The sequence below is a fragment of the Enterococcus sp. AZ048 genome (assembly GCF_051715125.1).
GTDB lineage: Bacteria > Bacillota > Bacilli > Lactobacillales > Enterococcaceae > Enterococcus_A > Enterococcus_A gilvus.
This window is the reverse complement of sequence record NZ_JBIOTD010000001.1, coordinates 1,844,913-1,859,313: the sequence shown is the minus strand read 5'-3', so window position 1 is coordinate 1,859,313 and position 14,401 is coordinate 1,844,913. Positions and strand designations below refer to the sequence as shown.

Annotated in this window: 14 protein-coding genes; 13 read left to right on the top strand and 1 reads right to left on the bottom strand. The window is 41.8% G+C overall.

What is annotated here, in order from left to right; genetic code table 11:
- The first annotated feature begins 12 nt into the window (after positions 1-12).
- The 8 genes from IGI66_RS09195 to argS all read left to right on the top strand — a co-directional run bounded on the left by IGI66_RS09195 (position 13) and on the right by argS (position 9,205).
- The gene (locus IGI66_RS09195) at positions 13-996 is read left to right on the top strand and encodes a LacI family DNA-binding transcriptional regulator (protein WP_288226493.1); all 984 of its coding nucleotides are present in this window, start codon (positions 13-15) and stop codon (positions 994-996) included.
- 220 nt (positions 997-1,216) lie between these two features.
- The gene (tsaB, locus tag IGI66_RS09190) at positions 1,217-1,924 is read left to right on the top strand and encodes a tRNA (adenosine(37)-N6)-threonylcarbamoyltransferase complex dimerization subunit type 1 TsaB (protein WP_438848643.1); all 708 of its coding nucleotides are present in this window, start codon (positions 1,217-1,219) and stop codon (positions 1,922-1,924) included.
- On the top strand, positions 1,908-2,456 hold the full coding sequence (rimI, locus tag IGI66_RS09185) for a ribosomal protein S18-alanine N-acetyltransferase (protein ID WP_010780353.1): 549 nt from the start codon (positions 1,908-1,910) through the stop codon (positions 2,454-2,456). Before tsaB ends, rimI (IGI66_RS09185) begins: the two co-directional genes overlap by 17 nt.
- A 2-nt stretch (positions 2,457-2,458) precedes the next feature.
- Positions 2,459-2,884 (top strand): ribosomal protein S18-alanine N-acetyltransferase, encoded by a 426-nt coding sequence (rimI, locus tag IGI66_RS09180; protein ID WP_438848640.1) that lies wholly within the window; start codon positions 2,459-2,461, stop codon positions 2,882-2,884.
- Complete coding sequence (gene tsaD / locus IGI66_RS09175; protein WP_010780355.1) at positions 2,877-3,899, top strand: tRNA (adenosine(37)-N6)-threonylcarbamoyltransferase complex transferase subunit TsaD; 1,023 nt, start codon at positions 2,877-2,879, stop codon at positions 3,897-3,899. The genes rimI (IGI66_RS09180) and tsaD overlap by 8 nt, the downstream gene beginning before the upstream one ends.
- Before the next feature lie 857 nt (positions 3,900-4,756).
- Positions 4,757-5,977, top strand: coding sequence for a cation:dicarboxylate symporter family transporter (locus IGI66_RS09170; protein ID WP_438848638.1), 1,221 nt, complete (start codon positions 4,757-4,759; stop codon positions 5,975-5,977).
- A 151-nt stretch (positions 5,978-6,128) separates the two neighbouring features.
- On the top strand, positions 6,129-7,142 hold the full coding sequence (gene argF / locus IGI66_RS09165) for an ornithine carbamoyltransferase (RefSeq protein ID WP_438848636.1): 1,014 nt from the start codon (positions 6,129-6,131) through the stop codon (positions 7,140-7,142).
- Positions 7,143-7,513: 371 nt separating this feature from the next.
- Entirely contained in the window at positions 7,514-9,205 is a 1,692-nt protein-coding gene (gene argS / locus IGI66_RS09160; RefSeq protein ID WP_288226486.1) for an arginine--tRNA ligase, read from the top strand.
- 148 nt (positions 9,206-9,353) lie between these two features.
- Here argS and IGI66_RS09155 read toward each other — a convergent pair whose 3' ends face one another.
- Positions 9,354-9,833, bottom strand: a complete 480-nt coding sequence (locus IGI66_RS09155; RefSeq protein ID WP_010780358.1) for an arginine repressor — start codon at positions 9,831-9,833, stop codon at positions 9,354-9,356.
- Between the two features lie 376 nt (positions 9,834-10,209).
- Between IGI66_RS09155 and rpsB the strand changes: the two genes are divergently transcribed.
- The 5 genes from rpsB (at position 10,210) to IGI66_RS09130 (ending at position 14,376) form a co-directional block, all read left to right on the top strand.
- Positions 10,210-11,007 (top strand): 30S ribosomal protein S2, encoded by a 798-nt coding sequence (gene rpsB / locus IGI66_RS09150; protein WP_010780359.1) that lies wholly within the window; start codon positions 10,210-10,212, stop codon positions 11,005-11,007.
- A 78-nt stretch (positions 11,008-11,085) separates the two neighbouring features.
- Positions 11,086-11,970: a translation elongation factor Ts gene (tsf, locus tag IGI66_RS09145; protein ID WP_438848634.1), complete on the top strand. Its 885-nt coding sequence runs from the start codon at positions 11,086-11,088 to the stop codon at positions 11,968-11,970.
- 129 nt (positions 11,971-12,099) lie between these two features.
- Positions 12,100-12,822 (top strand): UMP kinase, encoded by a 723-nt coding sequence (gene pyrH, locus IGI66_RS09140; protein WP_010780361.1) that lies wholly within the window; start codon positions 12,100-12,102, stop codon positions 12,820-12,822.
- 1 nt (position 12,823) lies between these two features.
- Positions 12,824-13,381 carry a ribosome recycling factor gene (gene frr / locus IGI66_RS09135; RefSeq protein ID WP_086303580.1) on the top strand — a complete coding sequence of 186 codons (558 nt, stop codon included), beginning with the start codon at positions 12,824-12,826 and terminating at the stop codon, positions 13,379-13,381.
- A 194-nt stretch (positions 13,382-13,575) separates the two neighbouring features.
- The gene (locus IGI66_RS09130) at positions 13,576-14,376 is read left to right on the top strand and encodes an isoprenyl transferase (protein ID WP_044926529.1); all 801 of its coding nucleotides are present in this window, start codon (positions 13,576-13,578) and stop codon (positions 14,374-14,376) included.
- Positions 14,377-14,401: the final 25 nt, after the last annotated feature.

Below are 14,401 nucleotides of genomic sequence, written 5' to 3'. Positions count from 1 at the left end.
AAGGGAGCCGCGATGGCAACTATTCGAGATATTGCAAAGCTGGCTGGTGTGTCACCGGCCACCGTTTCCCGTGTATTAAATTACGATCAAGAATTATCCGTCGCTCACGAAACGAAGCAGCGTATCTTTGAGGTGGCGGAGGAATTGAACTATACCAAGCACAAACGCGCCAACAAAATAAGCAAATCGGTGATTCGGCTGGTCCAGTGGTACGATGAGGCCGAAGAGCTTGCGGATCTTTATTATTTATCCATTCGATTAGGCATCGAAAAAAAAGCCGAAGAATTAAACATTCAGATTCGGCGAGAGGCGCTGACAGAATTATCAGATGCTCAGGTTACGGGAACGATCGCTCTGGGAAAGTTTGATGCAGAGCAGATACGACAGTTGAAGAATTTAGATGAGAATTTATTGTTTGTGGATTTCGATGGAATGAGTCAAGGACTCAATTCGCTCGTCGTCGATTTTGATCAAAGCGTGGATCTGGTGATTGATTCATTTGTCCAACGCGGGCATCAGAAAATCGGTATTCTTTCTGGCGAAGAGCAGACCAAGCATCATTTTCAGCCGATCGAGGACCCGCGGCTGCGTGCATTTAAAACAAAGATGCAGCAAATCAATTTGTACAAGCCGGAATTTACGATGACGGCCGCCTTTTCAATGGAAGCTGGAAAAGCCGCGATGACGACTTTTTTAGCTGACAACCAAGAGTTTCCAAATGCCTTGTTTGCTTCAAGTGACGCTCTGGCTGTAGGGGCGATGCAAGCGATCCAAGAATTTGGACTGCGGGTCCCAGAGGACATCTCGGTGATCGGGTTCAACGATGTCAGTGTTGCAAAGTATGTTTCTCCCGCGTTGTCGACGGTGAAGGTAGAGACAGAGTGGATGGGGGAATTGGCGGTAATGACCGTCTTGGAGTTAGCTAGAGAGGGTGCGCCTGTCCCAAGAAAGATCATGCTGGGGACAAAGCTGATTCAACGAGATTCGACCAACTAGCGTTTCATCAAATTTGCTTCAACGAAATGGCTATTACAAATGGAAAGTCAAACGCCTTTTTACTATCTTTTTAGAAAGTAAAATAGCTGTTTGGCTTTTCATTTGTAAAGTTTTTTATTAAAAGACTTTTCAAATGTTTTTTGCTGTTTAAAAATCTAAGGAAAGCAAATCGGGTTTGTGTTAAAATATGGCTATCTTAAATGCGAGGAAATGAACTTTTATGAAATTACTAGCGATGGATACATCGAATCAAACATTAGCCGTAGCGGTCTTAGAGGACGAGAAAGTACTGGCACACTTTCAATTGAACCGAAAAATGAATCACAGCTTGACTTTGATGCCAGCGATCGAATCGGTCATGCAGGCAAGTGGACTGACGCCCGCTGATTTGGATCGAATCGTTGTAGCAAAGGGACCAGGTTCTTACACAGGTATCCGAATCGCGGTAACGACTGCGAAAACACTGGCAGAAACATTGAAAATCCAGTTGACGACTGTGTCGAGTCTGTCAGTTATCGCAGGAAATGTTCAAACTGAAAAAGTGATCATTCCTCTGATCGACGCCCGCCGGAACAACGTGTACGCAGGCGCCTATCGCTGGGAACAAGGAAAATTAGTCTCTGTTATGGCGGATCAGCATATGTCATTGACGGAATTATTACAGAAGATTCAGGAACCGGCATTTTTTGTCGGTGAGACAGCTAAGTTTAAACAAGAAATTAACGCCGCATGGCCGACTGCGGAGGTTTCTGAAGCAGACGAGCAAAATCTTCCAAGCGGGATCGTACTTGGAAAATTAGGCTTTCTCGCAAAACCCGTTGACGATATTCATGGATTGGTACCAGAATATCTGAAGCGCGTGGAGGCGGAAGAAAAATGGCTAGAGACACATCAACCTGAGGATGAGGACTATGTTGAAAAAATTTAGCGGGTTCGTTAAGACGATTTTGTACGGGAAACAATATCCTTTTACTTCAAAGTACGTGAAGTTGAAGGAGGAGGAATACCTGCTGCGAAAAATTAACGACCAGGACATCAAAGAGCTGATTGCCTTGGAGCGAGATGTTTATTTTGGCGAGACGCCATGGACGAAAAGTGCATTTCTGTCAGAGATACACTCACCGATCCCACATCTATATATTTGTATTGTAACGAAGAAAGAGGAGCTTGCCGGCTTTATCGGCAGCCGATTGATCGGAAATGATACGCATATTACAAACATCGCAGTTGGAACATCTTTTCAAAATCGCGGGATCGGAATGCTGTTGATTGACGAAGTAGAAAAATTCGCTATAATGAACGATTGTGAAACACTCTCGCTGGAGGTGCGTTTAAGCAATACAGATGCGCAGCGATTGTATCGTCGGTTGGGTTTTTCTGCCCGGAACATTCGCAGAAACTATTACACCGAGAATAATGAAGATGCGCTGGATATGATCAAGCGGTTGGAAGTGGGATAAAGATGAACGAGTTAGCAAACGTATATTGGGAAATCAGCCAGGCGGCCTATACATTTGATTCGCCGTGGTCAGCAGACCAATTTGTCAGTGATATGATGCAACCTCATAGCCATTATTTTACTGAAGGAACGGAAGTCCTCGCATTCTTGGGCTTTCACCAGGTGTGTGATGAAATCGAGATTACCAATATTGCTGCGAAAGTAAAAGGTCAAGGTCTCGGACGTCGCTTGATGACACGCCTGATCACCCACGCAGCAGCAGAAAATATAGCGAGTATTTTTTTAGAGGTGCGTGCTTCGAACCAAGAGGCGCGTCTTTTTTATGAAACATTTGGCTTTCAAGAAATAGGAAAGCGCAAAAATTATTATCAGCACCCCCAAGAGGATGCGGTGCTGATGGCTTTGAAAGTAGGAAATGCAGATGAATGAAACGGAATTGATTCTAGCGATCGAGAGCAGCTGTGACGAAACCAGTGTCGCAGTGATTGAAAATGGCGAAACCATTCTATCAAATATTGTGGCTTCGCAAATAAAAAGTCACAAACGTTTTGGCGGTGTCGTGCCTGAAGTTGCCAGCCGGCATCACGTGGAGCAGATTACGATTTGTATCGAAGAAGCGCTGAGTGAAGCAGGCGTTGAAGCGAGCGACCTTCGAGCCGTAGCGGTTACTTATGGACCAGGGCTAGTCGGCGCGCTGTTGATCGGATTAAGTGCAGCGAAAGCTTTTGCTTGGGCAAATGGCTTGCCTTTGCTGCCGATCAATCACATGGCGGGACACATTTATGCTGCCCGTTTGGTCGAACCACTGGTGTTTCCTTTGATGGCTTTGCTTGTTAGCGGAGGACATACCGAGCTTGTCTATATGAAGGAAGACGGGTCTTTTGAGATCATTGGTGAAACACGCGATGATGCTGCTGGGGAAGCCTACGATAAAGTAGGGCGTGTACTAGGATTAAGTTATCCGAGCGGAAAAGAAATAGATGAATTGGCGCATCAAGGAGAAGACACCTATGACTTCCCCCGTGCAATGCTGAAGGAAGATAATTTTGATTTCAGCTTTAGCGGGTTGAAAAGTGCATTTATCAATTTGACTCACAATGCAGAACAACGCGGCGAAGTGCTGGATCATCAAAATCTAGCAGCAAGCTTTCAAGCAAGTGTGGTGGAGGTGCTTGTTTCAAAAACGATCAGAGCCTGCAAAACGTACCCAGTCAAGCAATTGATTGTAGCTGGTGGCGTTGCGGCGAATAAAGGCCTTCGCGAGCAGATGGCTGCGGCGATTGAGAAAGAGCTGCCCGATGTGAAATTGATCGTGCCGCCGCTGCGCTTATGTGGTGACAACGCCGCGATGATTGGTGCCGCAGCACATGTGGAATTACAAAAACATCACTTTGCTGGGATGAGCTTGAATGCCAATCCAAGTTTGGCTTTTCAGCATATCTAGATTTTCTAAGTCAAGCTTTTCCATAGAAAAGGATTTGGATCAAGGAGCAGGCAGTCCCTCTAGTCTTTCAATAGAGAAAAAATCAGTCAGTGAAGTTCAAATGAAAAGTCTTTTTAAAAAATACTTTACAAATGTAAAGCCAAACCGTTTTTTACTTTCGATTTGAAAAGTAAAAACAGGTTTGGCTTTTTTTATAGATAGAGGAGTGGCTGATTCGCTTAAAATGAAAGCCATTTGCTTATTTTCAAAAAGCTAATTTTTTTTCGGACGAAAATTTCTCTTTCACAAACAACCGCATTTTTATAAGCGAATGATTGAACTGACTTTTTCATTAGTAGAAAGCCATTTCCACTATAAGAAGTTCGGTTATGAATAATCTGAAAAGCTGAAAATTCTTTTTTTCTATAGTTTCAACGTCGAAAAAAAGGTGTGCATTTTTATGAAAATTCTTTTATCTTAATTGTGGAACAGTTGTTATGAATTTATACTGTTTTTTGCAAATGAGACGATTCGGAATGGAGGAGAAACTATGAATTTACGACGACTATGAATTTGATTCGCTCAAAAGCTCAGAGTTCTCCTGGATGTAAAGAATTATTTACGAATTTCATTCGCTATTAATGTGAAAATAATCACTTAATAAATGAAATCGCTTAATTTTCTCTCCATCGTACGGGAACTCAACCAAAAGATCGGTGATCTTTCTCAAAACAATTGAAATGGAGTGATTAGGTGTTACTAACAGTATCTTTTCTTATCGTGTTTGCTTCGTTATACGGGTTGATCTATTTAAAAAATTAAAATGGTCATTTTCAAAGCGTGTAGTTCTCGCTTTAGCTATCGGAATTATTTTAGGGTTGGTCTTCAATCAGCTCTTGTCAAAAGCAGAGGGGATAATTTTCTCCGACTGGATTGGAATTATCGGCAGTGTCTATGTAAAACTGCTGCAAATGATCGCAGTGCCCCTAATTTTTGTCTGTGTACTTTTGGCATTTACGAAAATTGAAATCAAAACGAATGTCTTAAAAGTCGGACTATCAATTATTGGCACTTTGATCGTGACTGCGGGAATTGCCGGAATGGTCGGGATTGCAACGGGCTATTTTTCAGGGATCGATGGCAATTCCTTCAATATTTCTCAAACAGCGTTGCATTCAGCGAACGAGCTCCAAAAAAGTTATGTGTCTGGTGGGGATCAGACATTGACGATGCCTCAAAAAATTATCGCTATTTTTCCGTCGAACCCGTTCTTTGATTTGACAGGACAACGTGCGAGTGCGACCTTGGGCGTTGTGATATTCGCGTTCTTCTTAGGAATTGCCTATTTGAAGATCAAAGATAAAAAGGTTAAGGAAGCACAATTATTCAAAGACATTCTGGATAGTGCCTATGAGATCATCATGTCTGTCGTACGCTTGTTTATTTCCTACGCACCTTATGCCGTTCTAACGATCATGACCGCAACGATCGTTAATAACGATGTTTCGGCGGTGTTAAAGTTGGCGAAATTTTTCGCGGTTTCGTATATCGGAATGCTGGTCATCTTCTTGATTCAATTAGTCATTTTAACGATTTGCGGATTGCCGCCGGTCCGTTATTTGACCAAAGCATTTCCAGTGCTTTCTTTTGCTTTTATTACCGCTTCGAGTGCAGGGTCCATGCCCATGAATATCGAAATGCAGGACGAATTGCACATTCCGCGGGGCGTCTCTAGTTTAGCTGCCTCTTTTGCGACATCAATGGGGATGAACGGATGTGCGGGGGTATACCCTGGGATCATTATCGCGATCGTCGCTATGACCCAAGGAATCAACCCATTATCACCGCAATTCTTACTTTACGCGGGTTTTATTATCGCTATGACCTCTTTTGGGATAGCAGGAACTGGGGGCGGCGGGACAGTCGCGACCATCATCTCTTTGTCTGCGCTGGGACTGCCAGTTGGTCTGGTAGGCGTCTTTATTGCGGTAGAACCGCTGATTGACATGGGACGCACCGCAATTAATTTGAATGGCGGCGTTGTTGCAAGTGCAGTGACCTGTAAATTAAATCGAATCAAACTGTCACAAGTGAAATAGAAGTAAGGCTTCCTCAAAAATGCTTGAGGAGGCTTTTTTTATGGAAGATGCTCAGAATGTGGTTGTAATTTCATATTTATTCAGTTATCATGAATAAAAATAATATTTATCAGATGATATCGAATGAATATTCAAAAATGGAGGAGTTAAGATGGAAAATATTTTTCAAGGGAAAAGCTTTTTGAAAGAGATTGATTTTACTAAAGATGAATTGCTCTACTTGATTGATTTCGCCGCACATTTAAAAGAATTGAAGCAAAAGAATTTGCCGCACACTTATTTAGCGGGAAAGAACATTGCCTTATTGTTTGAAAAAACATCCACACGAACACGTGCCGCCTTCACAACAGCTGCTATCGACTTAGGCGCGCATCCTGAATATTTAGGGAAAAATGATATCCAATTAGGGAAGAAAGAGTCCGTCGAAGATACGGCGAAGGTTTTAGGAAGTATGTTTGATGGGATCGAGTACCGCGGCTTCTCTCAGGAGGCGGTGGAAGCATTAGCCGAACATTCAGGCGTCCCGGTATGGAATGGATTGACGGACGAGTGGCACCCGACGCAAATGCTGGCTGACTTCTTAACGATAAAAGAACATTTTGGCACATTAGAAGGATTGACGCTGGCTTATGTAGGCGATGGGCGCAACAATGTCGCAAATTCACTGCTGATCACCAGTGCGATCTTAGGGGTGAATATCTCGATCGTCACACCAGAGAAGCTATTTCCTGAACAACAATTGATTCATCTTGCTGAGCAGTATGCCGAAGCATCGGGAGCGAAAGTTCTTGTCACGGCTGATACAGATCAGGGCGTGGCACAAGCAGATATTATTTACACGGATGTTTGGGTATCCATGGGTGAGGAAGAGGCCTTTGAGGAGCGTATTGAGTTATTGCTGCCGTATCAAGTCAATCAAGAACTGATGGAAAAAACACAAAAAGCAGAAACGATTTTTCTGCATTGTTTGCCAGCGTTTCATGATATAGAAACCGAAGTAGCAAAAGAAATCAAAGAAAACTACGGGTTGGCTGAAATGGAAGTGACGGACGAAGTCTTTCGCGGAAAGAAGGCCTACCAATTTCAACAAGCTGAAAATCGAATGCATACCATCAAAGCGGTGATGGCTGCCACTTTAGGAAATCTATTTATTCCTAAAGCATAAAATCTCCCTCTCGACTAGTCAGATGACGATTTTTCTGTTAATATGAATGCCAGATAAATCATTCATCAATGAAAAAAGAGAAGTCTATGGTCTGTTTTTCAGCGAGTTCGGGTAGGTGGGAGCCGAATAGACAAAAATAGAGGGCGCACTTTTGAGATGAAACGGCAGCTACCGTTATAGCCTAAGCTGGTCGCATGCGACAATAAGAGTGGTACCGCGGGAATTCTCGTCTCTGATGTATTTTATACATCAGGGACTTTTTTTGTGAGCATCACTTTGAATGGTTAACGAATACGATGTCTTAATGATCGATCCAGACTTATTTTTGTGAATAAATCCAAGCATACAGAATATATTAGGGGGAATTTTGGATGAATAATAAAGAAATCGTCGCACAAGCTGTTTTTGAAGTAGTGAAAGAAAATCTCACGTTGCCGGAAGTAGAACGTTTATTGGAAAATCCTAAATCAGTTGACCACGGAGATGTGGCATTTCCAACATTTGCCTTGGCAAAAGCATTTCGTAAAGCGCCGCAGCAAATTGCGGCAGAGCTAGCTGAGCAAATCAATCCTGATGCTTTTGAAAAAATTGAGGTCGTAGGTCCGTATCTAAACTTCTTTATGAAAAAGGAAGTTATTTCAAGCATGGTCTTGAAACAAATCGCAAAAGAAGCACATCATTTTGGGGACAGCAATATTGGAAATGAAGGCAACGTAACGATCGATATGTCTTCTCCAAATATCGCTAAACCTATTTCAATGGGACACTTGCGCTCCACTGTGATCGGAAATTCCATCAGTTTGATCTTGGGCAAGATCGGGTATAACCCAATCAAAATCAATCACCTTGGTGACTGGGGCACACAATTCGGTAAATTGATCGTAGCCTATAAAAAATGGGGTTCTGAGGAGAAAGTGAAAGCTGAACCGATCAATGAATTGCTGCGTCTATATGTAGAATTCCACGAAAAAGCAGAAGAAGAGCCCGAACTAAACGATGAAGCTCGCGCTTGGTTCAAAAAATTAGAAGAAAACGACGAAGAAGCATTAGATTTATGGACATGGTTCCGCAGCGAGTCGCTAAAGGAATTTAATAAGATCTACGGAATGCTGGAAGTTGATTTTGATTCTTACAATGGAGAAGCTTTCTACAACGATAAGATGGATGAAGTTGTAACGATGCTGGAAGAAAAGCACCTGCTGCAAACCAATGAAGGGGCAGAAATCGTAGACCTTGAAAAATATGACTTGAATCCAGCCTTGATCAAAAAATCAGATGGCGCGACGTTGTACATTACGCGTGACTTGGCAGCTGCTCTTTACCGTAAACGTGAATACAATTTTGTTAAGTCCCTCTATGTAGTGGGAAATGAACAAAGTGGTCATTTTAAACAATTAAAGGCTGTTTTAAAAGAAATGGATTTTGATTGGTCAGATGAAATGATCCATGTACCATTTGGTTTGATCACTAAGGATGGCAAAAAATTATCTACCCGTAAAGGCAAGATCGTTCTATTAGAAGAAGTGCTGAATGAAGCAAATAGTCTTGCTTTGAACCAAATTCAAGAAAAAAATCCGGATCTTCCAAATAAAGAGGAAGTGGCACACCAAGTGGGCGTTGGTGCTGTGATTTTCCACGACTTAAAGAATGACCGCTTGAACAACTTCGACTTCAGTTTGGAAGAAGTGGTTCGTTTTGAAGGGGAAACAGGCCCATACGTACAATACACACATGCGCGTGCAATGACTGTTTTGGAAAAAGGAAACTTCGCCATTGATACGGAGGCTGTTTATGCCTTGAATGATAAAGATAGCTGGGAAATCATCAAGCTGCTGCAAAGCTATCCAGAAGTAGTCATGCAAGCGGCGGACCAATACGAACCATCCGTGATCGCAAAGCACTCGATTCGATTGGCTCAAGCATTTAATAAATACTACGCTCACACAAAAATTCTAGTAGAAGACGATCAAAGAGAGGCACGGCTTGCATTGGTACACGCGGTGACTGTCATTTTGAAAGAAGACCTTCGTCTATTAGGTGTCCATGCCCCAAATAAAATGTAATTTTTTCTCTCTCCAGATGAGATAGTATCGTTAAAATGAATGATGAACGAATAAAAAAGCCAAACACTCTTTTTCTTTCTAACTTGAAAGTAAAAAGTCGTTTGGCTTTTTTTGTCACGTAGTTGTCTAAAATAATGGTCCATTTGATTTAACTAAAAATGGAGGTGTTTGTCGGATCTTGTAAAAAAGCAGTGACTTGTTGAGCGTCTTCAGCGGTTCTAGAAATAATAATGATCGTGTCGAAGCTGGCCATCGTTGCGACGATCAACTCACTAGAAAGGTCGTCTAATACGGAAGCTAACAAGTGCGCATTGTCTGGCAATGTGCTGACGATCGTCATGAATTGAACCGTATCGACTTTGACGATGACTTCTGTGGTCATCCGAATCAACCGTTTGATGTCGTCATCATCCGTAGAAACCTGTTGTTCTTGAAACAATTCAAAACGCGGCTTTCCAGATTCATCAATGGTCTTTACGATTTTTAGATCGCGGATATCACGCGAAATAGTCGCTTGAGTCGCTGAAACCTGGTGGTGCTGCAGGTGATCCATCAATTCATTTTGATTGCGAATAGGATTTTCTGTAATGATTTTTTTAATTAATTCATGTCGGTCTTTTTTGCGCATAAAAAAACTCCTTAGTTATATGTAATGAAGGAACGTTTCTAAAGCTTTCCAGCTCCAGCAGCCTATAAGCCGCAAGAAGAGGGATGTTCAGAAAAAAACTTTAGAAAAGAGCATCGATAAAATGATAATTATGCACTCAGTATAGCAGAAAAAGCTTTTTTAAGCAGTATTCCTTTATAAATATTAATTCATGGAGTACTAAATAAAAAAGATTGATTTATCAAAAAGAGTCTTGTATAATTACTAATTGTGTGTGGGCGACTATGCACATAAAATCCACATTCTGACTTGATTTGTAAGGCGGTGCTGCTTTGTCAGTTCCTTATAAAGAAGAGAGCAGGAGAGGAAAACAAAAAACCAATTGGAGGAAACACAAATGTCAGTATTGTCTATGAAACAATTACTAGAAGCCGGCGTACACTTTGGTCACCAAACACGTCGCTGGAACCCAAAAATGAAGAAATATATCTTCACAGAAAGAAACGGAATCTACATCATTGACTTGCAAAAAACAGTCAAATTAGTAGATGCAGCTTACGACTACATGAAAGATGTTGCTGAAGACGGCGGCGTTGCATTGTTCGTAGGTACAAAAAAACAAGCTCAAGAAGCAATCAAAGAAGAAGCTGTCCGCGCTGGTCAATACTATGTAAACCACCGTTGGTTAGGCGGAACTTTAACTAACTGGGACACTATCCAAAAACGTATTGCTCGTTTGAAACAAATCAATGCAATGGAACAAGACGGTACTTTTGAAGTATTGCCTAAAAAAGAAGTTGTTGGTTTGAATAAAGAACGTGAACGTTTAGAAAAATTCTTAGGCGGTATCGCTGATATGCCTCGCATCCCTGATGTTATGTATATCGTTGATCCTCGTAAAGAACGTATCGCTGTTCAAGAAGCACACAAATTAAACATTCCAATCGTTGCTATGGTTGATACAAACTGCGACCCAGATGAAATCGACGTAGTAATCCCTTCAAACGATGATGCGATTCGTGCCGTGAAATTGATCACTGCTAAAATGGCTGATGCGTTCATCGAAGGTAACCAAGGTGAAGATCAAGTAGCTGAAGAAGACTTCGTAGCTGAAGATGGCGGACAAGCCACTTCAATCGAAGAAATCGTTGATGTAGTGGAAGGCGACAACGCTTCTACTGAATCAGCTGAATAATTTCGTAGCATATGCTGCTTCAAAGTAAATATATTCCTTTGAAGCAGCTTTTTTAGAAAAACTAAGGAGGCCCTTAAAATGGCAGACGTAACAGCTAAAATGGTAAAAGAACTACGCGACATGACCGGCGTAGGTATGATGGATGCAAAACGTGCATTAGTAGAAGTAGAAGGCGACATTGAAAAAGCTGTTGATCTTTTACGTGAAAAAGGTATGGCTAAAGCAGCGAAGAAAAATGACCGTATTGCCGCTGAAGGTTTGGCTTCAGTTGCGATCCACGGAAATACTGCTGCAATCGTAGAAGTGAACTCTGAAACAGACTTCGTTTCTAAAAATGAAATGTTCCAAGACCTAGTAAAAGAAATCGCAGCATTAGTTGCTGAACACAAACCAGCTGACATGGATGCAGCAATGAAATTAACAAACGCTAAAGGCGAAACGTTAGAAGCTGCTCTAATCGAAGCAACACAAGTAATCGGTGAAAGAATCAACTTCCGTCGTTTTGAAGTTGTTGAAAAAGACGATAACGCAGCATTTGGCGGCTATTTACACATGGGCGGACGTATTGCTGTATTAGCTCTATTAAACGGTACAACTGACGAATCTGTTGCAAAAGACGTTGCGATGCACGTTGCTGCAATCAACCCTCGTTACGTAAATGAAAGCCAAATCCCTGATTCAGAATTAGAACACGAAAAAGCTGTTTTAACTGAACAAGCATTGAATGAAGGCAAACCAGCAAACATCGTTGAAAAAATGGTGATTGGCCGTTTGAACAAATTCAAAGCAGAAATCGCTTTGGTTGACCAACCATTCGTTAAGGATCCTGACATGACTGTTGAAAAATATGTATCTTCTAAAGATGCGACAGTTGAAAGCTTCGTTCGTTTCGAAGTTGGCGAAGGTATCGAAAAGCGCGAAGATAACTTTGTTGAAGAAGTTATGAACCAAATCAAAAAATAATTCTGTTTTTAAAACAGTCGGGAACGCACGAACGATGTGCGCTCCCTTTTTTTAAGCAAATTCAAATTTGGCTCGCTTCAAAGACAGAGTATGCTAAAATATCATTAGAGTGACAGTGGAGGTATTGAGATGAATGAACCAAAGTATAAACGTGTAGTATTGAAACTAAGTGGAGAAGCCCTAGCAGGGGATGAAAAATTTGGGATCAATCCACCCGTGATCAAGGAAATCGTTGAAGAAATCAAAGAAGTTCATGATCTAGGAATCGAGATGGCCATCATCGTCGGCGGCGGAAACATTTGGCGTGGACAGATTGGTGCCCAAATGGGAATGGAACGTGCACAAGCAGATTATATGGGAATGTTAGCGACTGTAATGAATGCATTAGCGTTGCAGGATGCATTGGAAAATATTGATGTACCGACTCGTGTTCAAACATCGATTGAAATGCGTCAGATCGCAGAACCATATATTCGTCGTAAAGCAGAACGCCACCTTGAAAAAGGCCGGATCGTGATCTTTGCAGGTGGAACGGGGAATCCTTACTTCTCAACGGATACAACTGCGGCATTGAGAGCAGCAGAAGTCAATGCTGACGTCATCTTGATGGCAAAAAATAATGTCGATGGTGTTTATTCAGCTGATCCAAAACTTGATGAAAATGCAGTGAAATTTGAAGAATTGACGCATTTGGATGTCATTTCTAAAGGCTTGCAAGTGATGGACTCAACTGCTAGCTCGTTAAGCATGGACAATGATATTCCGCTTGTTGTCTTTAATTTGAATGAACCAGGAAATATTAAACGTGTTGTACTCGGTGAAAACATCGGTACGACTGTGAGGGGGAAATAGCATGGCAGATGAAGTAATGAACGCAGCAAAAGACAAAATGAAAAAGGCACAAGAAGCCTTGCAACGTCAATTAGGTCAAATCCGTGCAGGACGCGCGAACGCAAGCCTACTTGATCGCATCACTGTTGATTATTATGGTGTGCCGACACCTGTGAACCAAATGGCTTCCATCACGATTCCAGAAGCCCGCGTCTTAATGGTGACACCATTTGACAAAAATATGATCACTGACGTGGAAAAAGCGATCATGGCGAGCGATATTGGCTTAAATCCAGCGAATGACGGAAATGTCATTCGTCTAGTGATTCCACAATTAACGGAAGAACGTCGTAAAGAATTAGCAAAAGAAGTAAAGAAAGAGTCTGAAGGTGCGAAAGTCGCTGTTCGTAACATTCGTCGTGATGCGATGGATGAGTACAAAAAGCAACAAAAAAATGGCGATTTGACAGAAGACGATTTGCGTAGTGTTGAAAAAGACATCCAAGCGTTGACGGATGACAACATCAAAGCGATCGATTCGATCGTGGCTGAAAAAGAAAAAGAATTGTTAGAAGTTTAATTCTCAAAAACCTGAAGAGTCTTTCTTCAGGTTTTTTGTTGTGTACATAGAAAGAGTACTAGCTGGAAATTCATTGAAAAACCCTAAAGGTATTTAATTTTCATAGGAATACCCGCATTTTATTGTTATAATGGCAGATGACTTTTCAAAAGTATTTCTAATTTGTTAACTCAATAAAGGAGGAAAAAAACATGGTGTTACGATTTTTTCCACAAAAGCAAAAATACACACCAGAGGAATCGTCCTTCGTTTTCGATCCAGAAGGAGCTGTCCCAAAACACATCGCGGTTATCATGGACGGCAATGGCCGATGGGCGCAAAACCGCCGTTTGCCGCGGATCGCTGGTCATAAAGAGGGTATGGAAACAGTAAAAAAAATTACAAAGCATGCCAATCGGTTGGGTGTAAAGGTTTTGACACTCTATGCTTTTTCAACGGAAAATTGGAAACGTCCTGAAGAAGAAGTGAGCTTTTTGATGCAGCTGCCGGTAGATTTTTTTGATACATTTGTGCCAGAATTAATCGAAGAAAATGTCCAAGTCCACGTAATGGGCTACGAAGAATACTTGCCTTCACATACGCAAGACGCAGTGAAGCGTGCCATCGAACAAACTGCGCAAAACGACGGGCTTGTTTTAAATTTTGCCTTGAATTATGGGAGCCGCGCGGAGATCATTACGGCAATTAAACAGATGGCAAATGAGGTCAAAGAGGATGAATTGGACATCGAAACCATTGATGATGATGTCGTAGGCGAACATCTAATGACCGGTTTTCTGCCAAAAGAATTAAGAGATCCCGAGCTGGTTGTTCGAACAAGCGGTGAAGAGCGGATCAGCAACTTTTTATTGTGGCAGTTGGCGTATAGCGAATTGTACTTCACAAAAGCACTATGGCCAGATTTTGATGGCGACCATTTAGAGGCAGCGATCGCTTCCTTTCAGCAAAGAAATCGTCGTTTTGGCGGATTGAATAAGGATATTCGTACCACGTGATCATTCGGCTCTTTAGCTGAAGAAG